Raw genomic sequence first — 19289 nt, 5'->3', positions numbered from 1 at the left:
TCCGGCGTCAGCAATCGAGCGCCAATACCGGCTCTCCGTCCGACGTCCGCGCATAGGTCTCGCCAGTTTTTTCCAGTGTGCCTGTGATGCGCTGGCGGAAGGATGAGAACCAGCTGGATTTCACCACATCGATGGGTTCGTCGAGGTGCAGGTCGACCTGGCGGCGGTCGCCGGCCAGGTTCTGCAATCCCAGCAGCGTACCGGTGAAGGCGTGGCCCAGATAACGGCCGGTGACGCGGTGACCGACTTGCAGCCGGGTCTTGCCAGGCTTGTCCAGCGCTGCGCTCATCGTGTTCCAGTCCCGGAAGCCATACTGTTTCGAGACAAGTTCGAGGGCCTCGGAGTGGGACACAAAATTGCCCTCCGCGACCAGGGATTGGCGCAGGCGTTTGGCCTGGGTCTTGATCGTCGAACGATCAGGCAGGTTCAGGGTATCAGACATCGTCTTTCCTCATGCGTTGCAAGCATGCGTAAAGCGTGATGGGGCTCGCCTTGCCACCGCGTCGCATGCCGCGCAGTGCGGAATGGGATCGATGTGATCCGGATTTTCACCATGACCAGAGGTCTGCGAGCGGCGGGCAATCCGGGGCCAGGCTGTCAGATAGGAAGCCCAGCGCGCCGGGTCAAGTCAGACCTTGTTACTGCGCGCCGCCTTCGCCAGCCTCGGCCAACACGGGGCGATTGCTGGAAGCCGCACTCGCCGCCGCATCACGGACCGCGATAATACGATCCCGTTCGGCGAAGAAGGCCGGCATCTCGTCATCATCCAGCTGGCGACCTGTCGGCAGGTCCAGCGTCATCGGATTCACCGGATTGCCGTTGAGGTGCACTTCATAGTGCAGGTGTGGACCGGTGGAGCGCCCCGTCGTGCCGACATAGCCGATGATCTGGCCCTGGGTGACCCGTGTGCCGGAGCGAATGCCGCGCGCAAAACCGTTGAGGTGCGCATAGGCAGTCTGGAAACCGTTGGCGTGACGGATACGAATGTAATTGCCGAAACTGCCGAAGCGGTTGGCACGTTCCACGACACCATTGCCGGCTGCCATGATCGGTGTGCCACGCGGAGCGGCGAAGTCGGTGCCGTTATGGCGTCGTGTATAGCCGAGGATGGGGTGACGGCGGGCGCGTGAGAAATGCGAGGACAGGCGCGCACCATTGATCGGGGTCAGCATCAACAGACGCTGGGCACTTTCGCCCTCGGCGCTATAATAGCCAACCAGGCCGTCATCGGTCTGGAAGCGGAAGAAATCCATCGGTTCGCCGCGCCCATCATATCGGGCATAGAGAATGTCGCCCGTACGCGCCGTGTCACCTTCCTCGTCGACGAAACGCTCGAACAGGATGTCGAACTCGTCGCCCGGATGGATGGAGCGCTGGAAGTCGATGGCGTAACCCAGAACGGTTGCCAGCTCGACCACAACCCGGTCGGTGGCGCCGGAATTCAGGGCATCAACATAAAGCGATGTGGTGATGGAGCCGGTCGCGCGAACCATTTCGCTGCGGAACTCAGCCGTGGTCTCGCGGGCGCGATAGCCGTTGTCATAGGTTCGAGCGACCGTGATGGAGCGCTCGATATCCGGGCGGAAGGAGAGGCCACGCAGAGAGGCATTTCCAGTGTCCGTGTTTTCCAGATAGATGCTGATTTCCTCGCCCACACGAAGCTGGCGCAGATTGAAAACGTCCCCGAGTGCGGCGATCGCCCGGGCCGCTTCAACACGGTCGACACCGGCATCATCCAGCACGCCCGCAAGCGTGCCTCCGCGCGGTACGGAGCGCTCGATCAGGGCAACCGGTGCGCAGCTATCGCATTCGGCAAAAGCATCGGCGTCAAAGGCGATCGGATCCGTGCGCGGCGCAAAGATGAAGGGCTCGGCGTAAAGGCGCGACGGTTCAACATATTTTGACGGGGCCGTGGCGCGCTGGACAAGGTCGCGGACGCTGGATGGCGGGACCGGGGCAAGTGCGGCGAACTCAGGTTCGGTGATATCCGTCTCGGCGATGAAGCTGTCAGCTTGAACCGCTGCATCGCGACTGGTCCACAGCGCGATGGCCAGGGCTGCAGAAACACTCAGGGATGCCAGCGCCACAAGGCCGCGGGCCCGGTTCTTGTCGGCTCGGGTAACATCAAATCCGGACATGACTTTGCTATAACTCCGCTCGGTCTCACCTCGGCCTGGCACCGTCTCGATGTCCAGGCGAATTCTTTCTAGCAAGTTCCGCACCGATATGCAGTGCCAAACACGAATTGCAAAGACAGCTCCCCAGCTGTCCGAATCATGTCCTGCCCTGATCTGGTTGCCAAGTCCTTTCCACGCCTTGAATTGCTACAAAGTGTCAAAAAGGGTCAGATTCACGAAGAATCATGTATCCGTATCGCCATGACACAAGAACTGCCTGCCGAACTGGCCTCCGACCAACTGGCCGCGCTGCTGTGCGCGCGTCTCTGCCATGATCTAGTCAGCCCCGTCTCTGCACTGGGTGCTGCGCTGAGCGTCCTGGACGATCCGGACAGCTCTGACATGCATGACGACGCTATGGAGCTGGTTCGTGAAAGTTCACGCCAGGCCCAGGCCAAGCTGGAATTTGCGCGCCTCGCGTTTGGCGCGGGAGGTTCTGCCCCGGCGACGCTGGATACGCGTGAGCTGCAGCGCCTCACCGAGGCGATGTTCTCGGCGGTCAAGCCGGAGATTGTCTGGAAAGTTGAAGCGCCGGGCCTGGAAAAGTCCCCGTCGCGCCTGCTGCTGAATCTGTGCATCATGGGCGTCGACGCTGCGCCACGTGGTGGCACGGTGACCGTCGAGGCCACGGAAACGGCTGGTAGCACACGTATTCGTATCGTGTCTGAAGGGCGTCGCGCCCGGATTGAGGAGGCGGCGGGACAGGCCCTGGACGGCCAGATTCCCGAGAATGGCCTGGACGGTCGTTCCATCCAGCCGTTTTACGCAGGCCTCATCGCACGCAATGCCGGTGGCCGTGTAAGTGCGCGTGCAGATGAAGATCGAGTGGAGTTTGTTGCTCTACTTGAAGAATCTGCAGAGCGCGCGGCGTAATTAATATCCTATAACCACTGTTCGTAACTTTGCTTGGTGCGGGCCAACAGTCCGTTAACCATGCACATGGCACGTTTCGAGGGAATCAGACGCAGTCGTGCGTCCACTCCTAAGATACGAGGCCTGTCATGGATGATCTCATCAGCGAGTTTTTGACCGAGACCGCGGAAAGTCTTGACGTCATCGACTCCGAACTGGTGCGTTTCGAGAATAACCCGGACGATCGGGCGATCCTCGATAATATCTTCCGTCTTCTTCACACCGTTAAAGGTACTTGCGGCTTCCTTGGGCTGCCGCGCCTGGAAGCGGTTGCACACGCAGGTGAAACCCTGCTGGGCAAGTTCCGTGACGGAGAATTGCAGGTTTCGCCACCCATGGTGACCCTGGTTCTGGAGTCGATCGATCAGATCAAGGTGCTGTTGGAATCGCTGGAAGCAACCGGTGCCGAACCGGCCGGCGATGACGGCGCCCTGATCAAGCGTCTCGAAGACGCAGCCATGGGCAAGCTGAATACGGGCGCCTCTGCCGAGGACGCCGCTCCGGCCGAACCGGAAGTGCCTGATGACTACGACCAGGATCTGGGCCGCGAACTGCGCCCGGGTGAAGTCTCTCTCGCCGATCTGGAAGCCGCGTTCCAGAATGCGGAATCAGATGTGCCTGTCGAAAATCCGGCCGATACTGCCGCTGCTGAAAGCGAAGGCCACCTCAAGACCGGTGATTTTGATCCCGATCTGGGCCGCGAACTGCGTCCGGGCGAAGTTTCCGCTGCCGAGCTGGAAGCGGCCTTCGCAGCTGCCGAGCCGGATCCGGGCATGGAGCCGGGCACGCCGGATCTGATCACCAAGGATATGAGCACCGAAGAAGCTCTGGCCACAGCCATGGCGGAGCTCAAGGGCGGCGGTGATGCTGCTTCCGCCGAAGGCGGGCCGCGTGTCCAGCAGACAGTACGTGTCGGCGTTGACGTGCTTGAAGCGCTGATGACGACGGTTTCCGAGCTTGTACTGACACGTAACCAGTTGATGCAGACTGTGCGTGGTCTGGAAGACGATGACCTAAAAGGCCCGCTACAGCGCCTGTCTGCCGTAACCGGCGAGCTGCAGGACGGTGTCATGAAGACCCGGATGCAGCCGATCGGAGATGCCTGGCGCAAGCTTCCGCGCATCATCCGCGATGTTTCCACGGATCTGGGCAAGAAGATCGAACTGGTTATGGAAGGCCAGGATACCGAGCTGGACCGTCAGGTTCTCGAACTGATCAAGGATCCGCTGACCCATATGGTCCGCAACTCGGCCGACCACGGCCTGGAGATGCCGGAAGACCGTGTGAAGGCGGGCAAGACCGAGAAGGGCATCATCAAACTCTCTGCCTATCACGAAGGCGGTCACATCATCATTGCCATTGCCGATGACGGCAAGGGCCTGGACACCAAGCGCATCGGCGACAAGGCCCTGGAAAAAGGCCTGACTACGCACGAAGAACTGTCGCGTATGACCGAGGCGCAGATCCATCGCTTCATCTTTGCGCCGGGCTTCTCGACGGCAGCCAAGGTCACAAACCTTTCCGGCCGCGGTGTCGGCATGGACGTGGTGCGCACGAATATCGAACAGATCGGCGGCGTCGTGGATGTATCGTCCACGACTGGTCGTGGTTCCCACTTCACCATCAAGATCCCGCTGACACTTGCGATCGTTTCCGCGCTCATCGTGGGCTGCCAGGAACAGCGTTTTGCCATTCCGCAGCTGGCGGTTCGCGAGCTGGTGCGTGTCGGCATGGGTTCCGAGCATACGGTTGAGAAGCTCAACGGCGCCAGCGTCATGCGACTGCGTGACCGTCTGATGCCTATAGTCGATTTGCAAGGCGTCCTGCGCCTGGACAGTGGCGATCCGGGGGAAGATGAAGCCGGATTTGTTGTTGTTCTCGATGCGGGCGGCCGCAATGTCGGCGTGGTCGTCGACAATGTTCTCGACACCGAGGAAATCGTTGTGAAGCCGCTGTCGGAAAGCCTGCGCGGCGTCTCCGCCTACTCCGGCGCGACCATCCTGGGTGATGGATCCGTTATCATGATCCTCGACCCGAACGGACTGGCAGGCGATATCGTCTCCGCCATGGAAGAGGAAAGCTCTGCAGAGGCACTTGCAGCAGCCAACAGTGACATGCCTCAAACCCAACGCCTGCTGCTGGTTCGCGCTGGCGGCGAGGAGCCGAAAGCGGTTCCACTCTCTCTCGTCACACGTCTCGAGGAATTCGATCCGGACAACATCGAGCACACGAACGGCCACAATGTGGTCCAGTATCGTGGCCGCCTGATGCCGATCGTACCGCTGGGCGATCAGATCCAGTGCACCGAAGGGCAGCGCCAGCCGGTTCTGGTCTTCGCCGAGAACCACACTTCCATCGGCCTGGCTGTCGACGAGATCGTCGATGTGGTCGAAGAGCGTGTCGACCTGCAGATGGGTTCCGACCGCGAGGGTGTTATCGGTTCCGCCATCATCAAGGGCAAGGCCACGGATGTCGTCGACATCGCCTGGTATCTCGACCAGTCCCGGGCTGGCGATATCCAGCGTCGCACCTCCAAGCGCCGCCGCCGCGTGCTGCTGGTTGACGCGGACGCCTTTGCGCGCCGCATGATCGCACCGCTGCTGGCTGCCGCTGGCTACGACGTCACCCCGACGGGCGGCATGCATGAAGTCAACTCCATCGCCGAAGCCGAGGAGCAGTTTGATGTTCTTGTCGGTGATCCGGCAGCGCTGGCGCGTATCCAGGCGTCTGGCATGTGGGCAGACCTGCCGACTGTCGCTGTCACGGACTGGCCCGATGACGGTAGCGGCGAGGGCCTCACGGCTGTACTGCCGCGTTCCGATCGCAGCGCGCTTATCGCAACCCTTGACCAAGTTTCCCACCAGGAGAATGCGGCATGACCGGTCACCAGAACGATGTGAATGAGCTGAGTGCAGAAGCCGTCAACGAATACGTATCCGTTCGTATCGGCGACCAGCTCTTTGGCGCCCCGGTCAATGCGATCCGCGAGGTATTCACTCCCCAATCCGTCACCGAAGTACCGCTGGCACCGTCAGAAGTCGCCGGACTGCTCAATCTCCGCGGTCGTATCGTCACCGCAATTGACGCACGCCGCCGCCTTGGACTGCCGCCGCGCGAGGCCGGAGATGCTGGAATGGCACTCGGTGTGGAGCGTGGTAGCGAAATCTTTGGATTAATCGTGGACAGTGTTGGTGAGGTTCTTCGCAGACCAAGCGCTGAACTCGAACCAGTGCCCGCTCATGTCGACGCAACTTTCCGTTCGATGGTCAAGGGTGTGCACAAACTGGAAAAAGAACTTTTGGCGGTTCTGGATGTATCTGCCGTGATCGGTTCGGCAGCCGGAGCTGAAGCCGCGTAAGGGGAAAGTGGATGAAAACTTGTCTCGTAGTGGACGACAGCCGCGTAATTCGCAAAGTCGCCCGCAAAATCATCGAAGAGCTCGATTTCGAGTGCGTCGAAGCCGCAGATGGCTCCGAAGCCCTGGAAGCGTGCCGCAAGCAGATGCCGGATGCGGTTCTGCTCGACTGGAACATGCCGGTCATGAACGGCCTGGACTTCGTCAAGGCGCTTCGCCGAGAGGAAGCCGGTGATCAGCCGGTGGTCGTGTTCTGTACGACTGAAAACGACATGGCGCACATCACCGAGGCACTTCGTGCCGGTGCCGACGAATACGTCATGAAGCCGTTTGATGGCGACATCATCGAATCGAAATTTCAGCAAACCGGTTTGTTGCGCGCGTCCTGAAGGGGCACTGAATGTCTGCCAATCCGTCACAATCTGCAGCATCCCAGTCCATAGCGCGGGTGCTGGTCATCGACGACTCCGCGGTAGCGCGGGGGCTGATGACCCGTTGGATCGAGGAAGACCGAGATCTCGAACTGATCGGCTCCGCTGTCGACGGTGAGCAGGGTCTCGAGCGCGCCAAGGAGTTGCAGCCGGACCTGATCGTTCTTGATGTCGAAATGCCGAAAATGGACGGCCTCGCAGCACTTCCCCTGCTGCTCAAGGCGGTTCCGACCTGCAAGGTCGTGATGGCATCCACCCTGACCCGACGCGGCGGTGAGGTGACGATCCGCGCCCTCTCCATGGGCGCCGCAGACTACACGCCAAAACCACAGGCCGGCCGTCTGGCTGGTGCGGATGAGTTCCGCGACACGTTGATTTCCAAGCTGAAGGCGCTTGCGCCGCGCAAGCGTATGGAATTGCCTGCGGGCAAGGTTGCCCAGCCGGGACAACCGACAGGCCGGACCTTCCGTGCGCCGACGGCCAAGGAGAAGGCTCCCGCCAAACGCGCGTTTGCCCCGGTTGCCAGGTCGCCGATCGCGCGTGGAAATACGCCCAAAGCCAAGGGCATGCCCCAGATTATCGCCATCGGTTCTTCGACCGGTGGTCCGCAGGCCCTGCGCGAGGTGATCGAGGCTGTACCCGCTGATATCAAGGCGCCGATCGTATTGGCACAGCATATGCCGGCGCTGTTCACGAAAATTCTGGGTGAACATCTCACCAAGGCAGGCAAGCTGACCTGCAAGGAAGCAGTGGACAAGGAGCGCCTGAAACCGGCGACCCTTTACATTGCACCAGGTGATTTTCACCTGACGATCCGCAAGGATGCCGGCGGGTATTATGCCTGCCTGGATCAAACGCCACCGATCAATTTCTGTCGGCCGGCCGTTGATCCGCTGTTCCAGTCTGTTGCCGAAGCGACCTCGGGCGTGGCCCTGGGCGTGGTGCTGACCGGAATGGGACATGATGGCCGGGAAGGCGCGCGAGCACTGCGAAATGCAGGCGGCACGGTCCTGGCTCAAGACGAAAAAACCAGTGTTGTATGGGGCATGCCCGGCGCCGTTGCCGAGGCCGGTCTGGCGGATGAGATCCTCCCCCTGAAGGACATGGGATCTGCCATTGTACAACGCGCGAAAGGTGGGCTGTAAAATGATCAAACAAGACGACATCACATTCGTCGCCGCAGAAGCGTTCAAACGCTCTGGCCTCGTATTGTCGGCTGACAAGGGCTACCTCCTCGAAAGCCGGCTTGCGCCGCTTGCCCGGGCTGAAGGCTTCCCGTCGATTGATGCGCTTTTATCCGCAGCCCGTCGCGATCAGAGCGACCGCTTGCTGTGGGCGATCACTGAAGCCCTGGCGACGCACGAGACCTTTTTCTTCCGTGACAACACGCCGTTTGACCTGTTCAAGAACGATATCCTGCCGGTGCTGACCCGCGCCCGCGGTGCCGGATCCACGATCCGCATCTGGTGTGCAGCCTGTTCCTCTGGTCAGGAACCGTATTCCCTGGCCATGCTGCTCGAGGAAGAACGCGCGCGTCTCGGCGGCAAGCGTTTCGAGATTGTCGCCACCGACATGGCGCCGCGAGTCCTGGAAAAGGCCAAGGCCGGTGTCTATTCCCAGTTTGAGGTCCAGCGTGGCTTGGCCATTCAGCGTCTCGTCCAGCATTTCGAGCAGAACGGTGACCAGTGGCGCATCAAGCCGAATATCCGGCAGATGGTGAATTTCCAGAAGCACAATCTGCTGGAGCCGATCGCCAGCCTGGGCAATTTCGACGTCGTCTTCTGCCGCAATGTGCTGATCTATTTCGATCCGGTAACCAAGAAACAGGTTCTCTCGCGCATCGCCCGCCAGACGCCAAATGACGGTTATCTCGTCATGGGGGCCGCAGAAACTGTTGTCGGTCTGTCCAAGGACTTTGTCCCGGTTGAGGGCAAGCGCGGCCTCTACGGGCGTGCAGAAGCCGGTTCCGGACGCACGACACGCGCCGCGTAGACTGCCAAGTGATCTTACCCTGACAGCGGCCCTGCGAAAGCGGGGCCGTTTTCATTTGGATCTGGGTGCCGGGGTTCAGCAACCAGCATGCTAGACACAAAAAAGCCCGGGCGTTTGCCCGGGCCTTTTCGTAACACTGAGACCGGTTATCAGGACGCTGCCTTTTCCTCGACCGGGTCACGCAGGACATAGCCACGGCCCCAGACTGTCTCGATATGGTGTTCGCCATCGGTGGCGGCAGCAAGTTTCTTGCGGAGCTTGCAGATGAAGACGTCGATGATCTTCAGTTCCGGCTCGTCCATGCCGCCATAGAGATGGTTCAGGAACATTTCCTTGGTCAGGGTCGTGCCCTTGCGCAGGGAAAGCAGCTCCAGCATTTGGTATTCCTTGCCCGTCAGGTGGACGCGCTGGCCATCGACCTCAACCGTCTTGGCGTCGAGATTGACTGCAACAGAACCTGTGCGGATGACGCTCTGGGCGTGGCCCTTGGAGCGGCGTACGATAGCATGGATGCGAGCGATCATCTCGTCCTTGTGGAACGGCTTGGTCATGTAGTCATCAGCGCCACAGCCAAGGCCGCGAACCTTGTTGTCGATGTCCGCATTGCCGGTCAGGATCAGGATCGGCGTATCGACCTTGGAGACACGGAGCGTCTTGAGAACATCAAAGCCCGGCATGTCAGGCAGGTTCAGGTCGAGAAGGATAATGTCGTAATCGTACAGCTTTCCGAGATCGACACCTTCTTCACCCAGGTCGGTGGTGTAGATGTTGAAGCCCTCGGATTTAAGCATCAACTCGATGGACTGGGCTGTTGCCCGATCATCTTCAATAAGAAGAACCCGCATGGCTCGCCTCCGGTTTTAATGGCGGACGAATCAGCGTCGTCCGGTCTCAGCTCTGAATTAACCTTATTCGGACGCTATGCGGAAACCCTTAACGAAAGTTAACTGCGCCTTGACCATGTTTCGGAATCGCAGCTGAGCGGGATTTCATTGACTCTGACCGATTCGGATTCCGCGTTAACCATTAGGTGTTTATGGGAGAGGTCCCTGATAGGTAAGGGCTTTCAGACGGGCCTCGTATCAAATATCACCTGCATAAAGTATGCTTGATCCAGTCGAAAAAAGAGCCCGAAACGTGTGTTTCGGGCTCAAATTGTTTCTGCATTTGGGTGGGGAAAAGTTATTTTCCACAGATTCGATGGCTATTCCGCAGCCTGTAGACGCGAATTCGCCAGTGCCAGGAGCGTGGCCGCGCGGGCGTCGAAATCATCCTTGCGGCCGTCAAAGAGAATGCGGTCCTCATATCCAGTCAGCCACAGGGCGTCCGGATTGCGGCGGGCGATCACGATGTCACCCTGCAGGTGTTCCTTGGGCGTGCGGTGCAGGCGGAAGATGATCAGCCCGTCCGCCATCGCCTCGGCGAGGTGGCTGTCAACGCCTGCCATTTCCGGCATCGGATCGATCATGCCCACGACTTCCATCTTGCCGGCCTCGGTCGACAGGGAGAAACGCGAACGTTCAATGCCTGACAGGCCGTGCTGGCTGTCCCGGTGCAGCTGGTAGGAGCGCTCGACCGGTACGGCAAAGGCACGATGCCCCTCGATCTCGCGGCACTGGAAGAAATAGTGATTGTTCACGCCCAGGCGCTTCATTTCGCGCTGCAGGATACGCAGCGTGTTCTCGTCATCATTGACGCTGTCGATGATCGGTGTCTGGTTTTCCAGCGTCACAAAGGAGCGGCTGCGCATACGACGGATGACACCTTCCACGGCGGGATTGCGGGCCGGGCGACCGTGATGGTCATAGGTGTAGCCGCCATGCGCATCCAGCGCGAGGAACTCGTCAGGATGGGTGAAATGCACCATGAAACTGACCAGCACATCCGGATGCAGCTCGTGGAACAGGTCCAGCATGTCAAAGAAGTTGTCGTCGAACCGCTCCGGGAAAAAGGCCATTTCCTTGGTGCCGATGCGGATGATGTCGAGGCCGGCTTCAGCCAGCCCGTTGAGATAGTCGAACAGGTTGGTGTTCGACAGGACCATCGGGTCACCACCGGACAGCAGGGCTTCGCGGATGCGCGGGCGAGAGGTCTCGCCACGTGCCGCCTTGGCGTTGTGGTCCTCAATATACTCCACGATCTCGTGGATGGAGGCTGTGTCCTTGCCGGTCTTGCCGGTCAGGAAATCCGAGCGATAGCAATAGCGGCACCAGGACGAGCAGGTGCGTACGACATACAGCAGGACCAGCTCATACTTGTGCAACAGGCCCGGGATCGGGCTGTAGCTCAGCTGGTTGGACGGGTCGGCTTCACCGGACAGATCCTCGGTTTCTTCCGGACGGGCCTTGATCAGGTTGCGAATCGCTTCGCTGCGCTTGGCCAGGTCGAGATAGTATCCCGTGGCGCGCGGCGGCAGGCGATCGGAGACGCCGGACTTGGCCAGCGCGTCCAGCTCGGACATGGAATAGACAGCCGCACCACCTTCTTCGACATAACGACGGTATTGCGCCAGGTCGTGCTGGATGTAGCGGTTGAACTTGGTGTCCTGGATCTGACCGTAAAGATTGGACCGGTGACGGCGGCTCTGCGCTTTTTTCTTGGGGCGCGAACCGGCGATAATATTCGTATTGGCGGGCGGCATATGGTGTCTCCCGTCAGCTATTAAGGCACAACCAAGCCAAACCGGCTGTGCAATGACTACGTGATCGAAGCTGTGCGAGACTCTTCCGGCCTCGAGCAGGTGGGCGTTCACATCTTCGGCGCCACAGCTCCGCATGAGGCCGGGAACATAACGTGATGGCCGCAGAAGTGAACCGCTGCAGCTTAAAAAATAACACGGCAATTTCTGCCGCCCGTTTACGCGTGCGCAACCGGCTTGGGTTATATTCTTGGTGAATCGGACAGAAGTCCGTGAAGACCGGAGCCAAAAACGCCCATGATGCAGACCCTTATCGATCGCATTGAGCGCCTCGATGCACGTGTCCTGGAAGGACGCGTCACGGCTCTCAATGGTCTGCTGATCGAGGCGGAGGGGCCCCAGGCGGGGCTCAGCCTGGGCGCTCACGCGACAATCGAGACCCCGATGGGACTTGCAGAGTGCGAGGTCGTCGGTTTTCGCGGCGAGACGGCCTTGATGATGCCCTTCGGTCCGCTGGAAGGTGTCCGCCCCGGAGCAAAGACACTGTTATCGCCGGAACCCGCGCGTGTGCGACCGTCGCCCAGCTGGCTGGGGCGGGTGCTCGACGGTTTCGGTCGTCCGCTGGACAATGGCGCACCGCTGATGGAAGGCGCCAATCCCTATCCGCTGAAGGGCAATCCGCCGAGTGCGCACGGACGTGCACGTCTGGGCGAGCGCATGGATCTGGGTGTGCGGGTGCTCAATACATTCGTTCCCATGCGCCGGGGCCAGCGTCTGGGTATCTTCGCCGGCTCGGGTGTCGGTAAATCCGTTTTGATGTCCATGCTGGCGCAGGGCTGTGATGCCGATGTCATCGTCATCGGCCTGATCGGCGAGCGGGGCAGGGAAGCGCGTGAATTTGTCGAGGATGTGCTGGGACCGGAAGGCCGGGCGCGCTCTGTGGTCATCACCGAGACCTCTGACGCCCCGGCGCTGGCGCGTCGCCAGGCCGCGCATCTGACCCTGACAACGGCTGAGTTTTTCCGGGACCAGGGCAAGGATGTGCTCTGCCTGATGGACAGCGTGACCCGTTTTGCCCTCGCACAGCGTGAAATCGGTCTGGCGGCAGGTGAGCCGCCGACCACGCGCGGTTATACGCCATCCGTATTTGCTGAATTGCCACGGCTACTTGAGCGGGCCGGACCGGGGCCGGAACGCAATGATGGTGGAAAACAGGGATCCATTACCGGACTTTTCACTGTTTTGGTGGATGGTGATGATCATAACGAACCTGTGGCGGATGCGGTGAGAGGTATTTTGGACGGGCACGTGGTGATGAGCCGGGCGATCGCGGAACGCGGACGTTACCCGGCAATCGACGTATTGAAGTCTGTCAGCCGGACGGCGCCGGAGGTTTACGCGCTTGAAGAGCGGCCGCTGGTCGCCGAGGCGCGCAAGGTTTTGTCGGCTTATGCCGACATGGAGGAATTGATCCGTCTGGGGGCTTACACCCAGGGATCAAACCCGGTGGTGGACCGGGCAATCGCTCTCAACGATCCGTTGGAAGCGTTCCTCGGTCAGTCAAAAGACGAGGCGACGGACATTCCGTCGACCTTCGCAGCACTGGCGGGGATACTAGGTGGTGGTGAAGGAGTAGCGTAATGGCACGCTCGCACGAACCTCTGATCCGGCTGGCCCGGTTCAAGGTGGAAGAATTACAAAAACAAATGGCCGAGCTCGATCGCTCGAAGGCGGCCCTGATCAGTCAGATTGAACGGCTGGAGGCTTCGGTTCCGGAAGAACAGGCCGTCGCGACCCAGTCCAAGGACGGTTATCTCGCCTATGGCTCCTATGCCCAGGCGGTCATCAAGCGCAAGGACAACATCCGCGCGTCGCTGTCCGAGGTGGAAGCACAGTCCGATGCTTTGCGCAATCGGCTGTCCGAGGCGTTCCAGGAACTCAAGAAATACGAGTTGCTCGAAGAGCGCCGTGTCGCACGGGCCGAGGCAGCCCTGCGGGAAGCCGAACAGGCCGAGCTGGACGAGATGGCCTCGATCCGTCACCGCCGCGCGCACTAGCCTGGCGCCAGAGATCTGAAAAACGAGCCGGGTCTGGCAAGGCTCGGCTCGTTTCATGTCTGGAATTCAACGCATCGGCGTCCCGCAGCGTACGAAAAAAAAACGGGCGAGCCGGTACTGGGGAACCGGCCCGCCCTTGGTGTGAGTGTGGTCAGAATTCTCGGCTAGAAATTCTGCCGCCAGCTCACATCAAAACGCAGCGACCGACCCGGTTCGGAGACGCCTGCAAAAACGCGCTCATAGTCCTCGTCAAAGACATTCTCGATGCCTGCATTCAAGGTCAGGCCATTGTCGAAGGGACGGAAGCGGCCATAAAGGTCGATAACGGTATAGGCTTCGCGGTGGTCAGCGGTATTGGCAGGTTTGTCATAGTCGCCAGCCATCTGGAGACGCGTGCCCAGCAGCATGTGATCGCCGAAGTCATAACGTGCATCCACGAAAATGCGGTTCGGCGTCAGACTTCCCAGCGCCTCGCCGGTTGCAGCATCCTCGCCATCGACAGCAGACCAGCTTGCATCAATGCTCAGCGGACCGTTGGCGAAATTGATCTGGCCTTCATAACCGGACAGTTCGGCACTGCCGACATTGCGGCTCTGGGTGGTTCCGGCAGAACAGGGCGCAAAGAAGGGCGGCGCGAAACAGGTCGGGTCGAACTGGAAGTCGACAAACAGGTCGATCAGGTTTTCCGCGTCGGTTTCGAACCAGGAGGTGCGCAGGGTCAGCTGGTCGACACCGATCCGATCGGCGAGGTCCAGGCTGAAGCCGATTTCCAGGGTTTCTGTCTCTTCCGGCATCAGATCCGGATTGGCGATGAACTCGTTGGAGATGAAGGTCGGCGGGCCGAGGATGATGTGTGGCAGCGAGAAGTGCGTGCCATCGATATAGAGCTCGTTGATCGATGGCGCGCGAAAGGCTTCGCCCCAGTTCACGAACATGTTGAACGCGCTGATCGGCGCATAGGTGACACCGAAACGCGCGGATGTCGCATCGTTTTCTGCCGCCAGTGAGGTGGCCGAAGCCGTCTCGAAACTGTCATTGCGGATGCCCGGCAGAACGACGATTTCGCCAGGCAGGCCGAACGGGGCAGGGCCCTGCATTTCCAGCTGGGCATAGAAAGCCGTGAAGCTGGCTTCAGCGTCCGGCGCGCCACCGCGAATGCCGTTGGCGTCCGCACTGTCGCCGCCATCCTGGATGTCTTCATAGTATTCGCCACCGATCGTAAGCGCGCTTTCATAGCGACCCAGGTCAAAGGCGAAGCGCTGATCAGCACTGATGCCGGTTGTTTCAAGGTCACGGCGCAGCACGCGTGTGCTAGCGGTTTCGGCCTCTGTGACGCCTGTTTCGTTGCGATAGATCGAGACATTCATGTCCAGCCAGCTGATGCGGGATGGTGCAATGTCGAGTTCCAGATTGATGTTGTCGCTCTGGATATCCTTGTCGACGAGCGCATTGAACGCACCAACGCCCGCAACACCCTGGCCATTGTTCGGCTCGGTCGTGTCGCCATCGAAAGACTGCCAGCTCAGCTCTGCGCGGATGCCGTCGGAAATGTCTGCTCCCAGTTTGACAAGGCCGGACAGCGAGCGGTCGTCTGCCGGCAGGTCTGCGCCGGATCCCAGGGAAATGTCACCGCTGGTGCGAGAGGAAATGGAGGCGAGGAAGTCGAAACCACCGTTGACGCCGTAAACGGTCGCTGTTCCGCGTTGCTCCTCGTCCACTGATCGATAGCCAGCGCCAAGTTCGAAACCCCAGCTCTCTCCGGCATCGAGCAGGTCGTGCGCACCGGCCGTGCGGAAGGCGACCACACCGCCGGATGCGCCTGATCCGTAGAGTGCGGAGGCCGGCCCGCGAACCGTCTCAACCCCGACCAACAAGCTGGGATCCACGAAGATCGCGCCATCATGGCCAGAGGTGAAGTTCTGGCGGGCGCCATCCATCAGCAGGGTGGTGTTGTCTCGGCCCTGGCCTCGCAATGAGATCGTCTGTCCGGTTCGACGCGGGCCACCCGGCACATCGACGCCGGGCACCGCGCGCAGCAGGTCATCCAGATCCACCGGCTGGGCGAGGTCGAGATCCTCCGCATCGAGCGAGGAGGTGAGGCCGGGATAGATGAAGCTGTCCAGCTCGGTCTTGGTCGCCTCAACGGTGATGACCTCACGGTCTCCTGCATCATCCTGTGCCAGAGCTGCCGGTGTCAGCGCGCCTGGCGCCAGGGCCACGGCGAGTGCCGCGGAACTCAACCACACGAGTTTCATTTTTCGTCCCTTTATGAAGTTCAAAGTTGCGAATGATTATCAGTGGCGATACTCATGGCAGAAGTTTCTGCGAACGCAAGTAGGAATTATTCGCATCTTACATGTAGAAAAATTGGGGATATCCAAATGAAGTTTCTGATCCCGGGGCTGGCCGCCTCGATGATGCTGACCGCCTGCGCAACGACCAGCGATGTGTCAGTGCCTGCAATCGCTGATCGCTCCGAGGCCGATTTCCAGCGCGATCGCGAGGCGATCCTGGCCATGCAGGGCGAGTATGCCGTGACCTTCGAGTTCATTGAAACCGTGGCCATTGCGCCGGGGTATGAACTTGTCGAACCGAAACACACGCCGGCCCGCGAAGTGGTTGTCGTCGTCGAGGACACGGGCGAGTTCATCATGCTCCAGCACCTGCTGGTGGTTGGCAGTGAAGACAATCCCTTCATCGTCAAACACTGGCGCCAGGACTGGCGCTATGAGCCGGACACCGTGCTGGCCTTCCAGGGCCATGACGAATGGACAGTGGAGGCGGTGAGCCATGTTGACGGGGCAGGGGCCTGGTCGCAGACGGTCTATCAGGTTGATGACAGCCCGCGTTACGCAGCGGTCGCGGCCTGGGATCACGCGCCGGAGGCGTCGACCTGGGAACCGCCCGTGTCCTGGCGTCCGTTGCCGCGCCGTGATGACACCACCCGGGATGATTATGACACCATCGCCGCCGTCAACCGCCACACCGTGACCGGTTGGGGCTGGATCCATGAACAGGACAATTCGAAGATCGCCCTGCGTGATGGTACCGAGCGTGAGATTGTGCGCGAGCAGGGTGTGAACACCTATACCCGCACCGAACTGTTTTCGGCCCAGGCGGCGTATGATTACTGGGACGCTACGGCGGACTATTGGGCGCTGGTGCGTGGGTATTTCGACGCGCTCGAGGCTGAAGACGCGGGATATCGTTTCCACATCGATGATGATGCCGAGGGCACCTTGCTCTACGGCCCGGTCCTGGATGCCGGTCAGCGTATCCTGTTTGGCATAGCCGATACCGAGACGGCCTGGGAGGAAGCGCAGGTTGTCCTGAACAGCCAGGTTTCTGAGGTGGAGTAGTGACGAACACGTCCTCCACGCCTCTCCACTTGTCATCCCCGCCGGATGCCCCGCGAAAGCGTGGCGCAGAGCGGGGACCCATGGCACAATCGGTGGGTCCCGGATCTCCGCCCGGCTCAAGGCCGGGCCTCTGTCCGGGATGACAAGTGGTGTGTGTTCAGGGTGGTTCGAGCTGCCTAAAGCTTCGAATACCGCCGTTTGGTCCAGTAGATCAGGCCGATCGTGACCATGTAGATTGCCAGCCTCAGCAGCACCACGACGCCGCCGCGTTCATCCAGGCGGGAGAAGGCGAAGTCGAAGGCGAAATCTGCCGGAACCCCGGTCGCCCAGCGGTAGAAGAAGGGTGCGACGGCATCGGCCATGAAGGCGATTGCGGCGGCGGCCGGCCATTGTGGCCATTTGCGCATGATCAGCGCGGCGACCAGTGACAGAACGATAATCAGCCACCAGTCAAACGGTGTGAAACCCTGCGACAGGCGATCATAAAACGAGTCATACATACGCGGTGCGCCCCCAAGCGCTGAACTTGTCCCCGGGGCCAGTCTACGCGGCTTCCTTGCCTCTTGCGAGTGTTCCCGCCAAGGACTGGAGATCTTTTGCCGCCTCGCTCGCCGGAGAGCGAACGGACAGGCAGGCCTGGGCCCGGATCGCGGCCGGGACCGCCTCGTCGCGGCGGATCACCCCGGCCAGGGTGGGTGTGAAGCTCAAAAAGGCCTCACAGGTTTTCTTGAATGCGCCGAAGGCCTCGTGGGCCGCCTGTCTTGTCGGGGCGTTGTTGACCACGACCAGGGGCGAGGCGCCATCATCATGCAGGCGCAGGGTTTTCACAAAGGCATAGGCATCGGTCAGCGAGGTCGGTTCGTCATTGATGACGATGATGACGTCGTCGGCCGTCAGGGCCAGGCGCACGGTGGATTTGTCGGCACCGGCAGCCAGGTCGAGAATGGCGCGGTCATAGGACATTGCCAGCGCGGCGACACCACTGGCCAGCTTGGTCAGGCTCGGACCGGAGATATTGGCCAGCGCACCCGAACCTGAACGACCGGAAATCACATCAAAACCACCGCGTTCCTCCGAACCGCCCAGGGCAGGCGCGGTCGCATCGGCCAGGTTAACCCGGCCATTGATGACGCTGGTGATGTCAGCCGAGGGCTGCAGGCCCAGCTGGACGTCGATATTGGCCATGCCCAGATCGCCATCCATCAACAGGACACGTTCATCCATCTGGGAGAGGGCGCGGGCCATGCCAATGGCGAGCGTGGTCTTGCCAACACCGCCCTTGCCGGAAGCGATAGCGAGGATGCGGCCAGCGGCGCGTGACTGGGGTGCCGATGCAATCTTCATCACATGTCCTCGTCGTCAAAGGGGTTGAGCCGGTCTTCGATCAGCGCACGAGCGAGACGCAGCGGCGTTGCCGGCGCCAGGCCACCACCGATGAAGGGGGTGGAGGAAATCTGTGCGAAGGCCAGACCTGTTTCTCCGACACCGAGAATGGCGCCCATGCGGCGCGCGCAGTCCAGCTTGACCGGAATGGCGCGGCTGGCGCCGATGGAGGCAAACAGAGAGGCGGCGTCCTCAGCATCTTCTGCGGAAAGGCCTGCATCAAAGATATAAACGATCTCGGCCTCGGCGCTGTCGGCAAAGGCGAGCGTCATGTCCAGATCGTCCAGCTCGAACGGATTGACCGCCGGGCTGTCGATCAGGACCGGGCCCTCGATCTCGGCCATGACATCAGCCATCTCGCGCGGATCATCTACAGCGCGGAAACCGGCCTGCATCTTTTCGGCCAGTGCACGCAGACGGGCATCGGCCCCGGCGCGCTCGCCATCACAGGAAATCAGGGTTGGTGACGCCCCTGCGGCGACACAGCGCGCGGCGGTCTTGGCCAGGGTAGAGGTCTTGCCGACACCCGGCGTGCCGGCGAACAGGACCGGGTGTTCCGGAACCGCGGGCAGAGGCTGGAAGGTGTAGCGGCTTTCCATGGCATGGGCGAGGCGGGCAACGGAATGGCCATCGGCCAGGTCCTGTGCCGAACGCATCAGCGCCTGGGCTGCGATACCCGGTGCACGGTGATAACCCAGCGCGTGGATGACACGGTCCAGCTGGGCGTCCTCGAAGGCGCCGCGTTCGATATCGGCATGTTCGATAAGACGTTCAGAGATTTCGCGGACCGGCTCGACCGGCTCGCTGCGCATAGGCGCTTCGGTGGCCGCGCGGACCTGAACCCCGCCGTCGGGACCATCGGATGTGGCGATGATGACGGCATCGGGGCCCATTTCATGGCGGACGTCTGACATGGCTTGAGTCAGAGTCTGGGCTGCAAAGGTCTTGAGGCGCATACGAGGTCGGACCAGTTAAATTGTTGTCG

At 60.7% G+C, this 19289-nt stretch carries 17 protein-coding genes; 9 read left to right on the top strand and 8 right to left on the bottom strand.

The features are described from left to right. Positions 1-7: 7 nt before the first annotated feature. Both SIC17_RS04390 and SIC17_RS04385 read right to left on the bottom strand, forming a co-directional pair. Positions 8-442, bottom strand: a complete 435-nt coding sequence (locus tag SIC17_RS04390; RefSeq protein WP_412546499.1) for a glyoxalase superfamily protein — start codon at positions 440-442, stop codon at positions 8-10. A 196-nt stretch (positions 443-638) separates the two neighbouring features. After that, positions 639-2138 carry a M23 family metallopeptidase gene (locus SIC17_RS04385; protein ID WP_412546498.1) on the bottom strand — a complete coding sequence of 500 codons (1500 nt, stop codon included), beginning with the start codon at positions 2136-2138 and terminating at the stop codon, positions 639-641. 240 nt (positions 2139-2378) lie between these two features. On the opposite strand from SIC17_RS04385, the gene chpT reads away from it, so the two are divergent. From chpT to SIC17_RS04355, 6 genes are all read left to right on the top strand, one after another. Further along, a complete protein-coding gene (chpT, locus tag SIC17_RS04380; RefSeq protein WP_291894264.1) occupies positions 2379-3050 on the top strand; it encodes a histidine phosphotransferase ChpT in 672 nt (223 codons plus the stop codon). A gap of 128 nt (positions 3051-3178) precedes the next feature. Continuing rightward, positions 3179-5968 (top strand): chemotaxis protein CheW, encoded by a 2790-nt coding sequence (locus SIC17_RS04375; RefSeq protein WP_291894261.1) that lies wholly within the window; start codon positions 3179-3181, stop codon positions 5966-5968. Continuing rightward, on the top strand, positions 5965-6447 hold the full coding sequence (locus SIC17_RS04370) for a chemotaxis protein CheW (RefSeq protein WP_291894258.1): 483 nt from the start codon (positions 5965-5967) through the stop codon (positions 6445-6447). Before SIC17_RS04375 ends, SIC17_RS04370 begins: the two co-directional genes overlap by 4 nt. A gap of 11 nt (positions 6448-6458) precedes the next feature. Beyond that, positions 6459-6833, top strand: a complete 375-nt coding sequence (locus SIC17_RS04365; RefSeq protein WP_291894255.1) for a response regulator — start codon at positions 6459-6461, stop codon at positions 6831-6833. 11 nt (positions 6834-6844) lie between these two features. Further along, entirely contained in the window at positions 6845-8020 is a 1176-nt protein-coding gene (locus SIC17_RS04360) for a protein-glutamate methylesterase/protein-glutamine glutaminase (protein ID WP_291894252.1), read from the top strand. A gap of 1 nt (position 8021) precedes the next feature. Beyond that, positions 8022-8867, top strand: coding sequence for a CheR family methyltransferase (locus tag SIC17_RS04355; RefSeq protein ID WP_412546497.1), 846 nt, complete (start codon positions 8022-8024; stop codon positions 8865-8867). A gap of 149 nt (positions 8868-9016) precedes the next feature. Here the strand turns inward: SIC17_RS04355 and ctrA are convergent, their stop codons facing one another. Continuing rightward, a complete protein-coding gene (ctrA, locus tag SIC17_RS04350) occupies positions 9017-9712 on the bottom strand; it encodes a response regulator transcription factor CtrA (protein ID WP_291894246.1) in 696 nt (231 codons plus the stop codon). A gap of 359 nt (positions 9713-10071) precedes the next feature. Further along, complete coding sequence (locus tag SIC17_RS04345) at positions 10072-11508, bottom strand: hypothetical protein (RefSeq protein WP_291894243.1); 1437 nt, start codon at positions 11506-11508, stop codon at positions 10072-10074. A gap of 297 nt (positions 11509-11805) precedes the next feature. Between SIC17_RS04345 and fliI the strand changes: the two genes are divergently transcribed. Both fliI and fliJ read left to right on the top strand, forming a co-directional pair. After that, on the top strand, positions 11806-13146 hold the full coding sequence (fliI, locus tag SIC17_RS04340; protein WP_412546949.1) for a flagellar protein export ATPase FliI: 1341 nt from the start codon (positions 11806-11808) through the stop codon (positions 13144-13146). Then, complete coding sequence (gene fliJ, locus SIC17_RS04335; protein WP_291894237.1) at positions 13146-13562, top strand: flagellar export protein FliJ; 417 nt, start codon at positions 13146-13148, stop codon at positions 13560-13562. Before fliI ends, fliJ begins: the two co-directional genes overlap by 1 nt. Positions 13563-13726: 164 nt before the next feature. On the opposite strand, the gene SIC17_RS04330 is transcribed toward fliJ, so the two are convergent. Next, positions 13727-15817 (bottom strand): TonB-dependent receptor domain-containing protein, encoded by a 2091-nt coding sequence (locus SIC17_RS04330; protein WP_412546496.1) that lies wholly within the window; start codon positions 15815-15817, stop codon positions 13727-13729. A 126-nt stretch (positions 15818-15943) separates the two neighbouring features. On the opposite strand from SIC17_RS04330, the gene SIC17_RS04325 reads away from it, so the two are divergent. Continuing rightward, positions 15944-16921, top strand: coding sequence for a DUF6607 family protein (locus SIC17_RS04325; RefSeq protein ID WP_412546495.1), 978 nt, complete (start codon positions 15944-15946; stop codon positions 16919-16921). Between the two features lie 176 nt (positions 16922-17097). On the opposite strand, the gene SIC17_RS04320 is transcribed toward SIC17_RS04325, so the two are convergent. From SIC17_RS04320 to SIC17_RS04310, 3 genes are read right to left on the bottom strand one after another with little or no spacing between them, the layout of a single operon-like run. Further along, the gene (locus SIC17_RS04320) at positions 17098-17421 is read right to left on the bottom strand and encodes a hypothetical protein (RefSeq protein WP_291894224.1); all 324 of its coding nucleotides are present in this window, start codon (positions 17419-17421) and stop codon (positions 17098-17100) included. 43 nt (positions 17422-17464) lie between these two features. After that, the gene (locus SIC17_RS04315) at positions 17465-18265 is read right to left on the bottom strand and encodes an AAA family ATPase (protein ID WP_291894220.1); all 801 of its coding nucleotides are present in this window, start codon (positions 18263-18265) and stop codon (positions 17465-17467) included. After that, positions 18265-19260, bottom strand: a complete 996-nt coding sequence (locus SIC17_RS04310) for a flagellar biosynthesis-like protein (FlhF) (RefSeq protein WP_412546494.1) — start codon at positions 19258-19260, stop codon at positions 18265-18267. The genes SIC17_RS04315 and SIC17_RS04310 overlap by 1 nt, the downstream gene beginning before the upstream one ends. Positions 19261-19289 lie beyond the last annotated feature (29 nt).

The organism is Maricaulis sp. MIT060901, from assembly GCF_047123815.1.
Classification (GTDB): domain Bacteria; phylum Pseudomonadota; class Alphaproteobacteria; order Caulobacterales; family Maricaulaceae; genus Maricaulis.
Note: the sequence above shows the minus strand (reverse complement) of the source record. Positions and strands in the feature narration are given on the sequence as shown.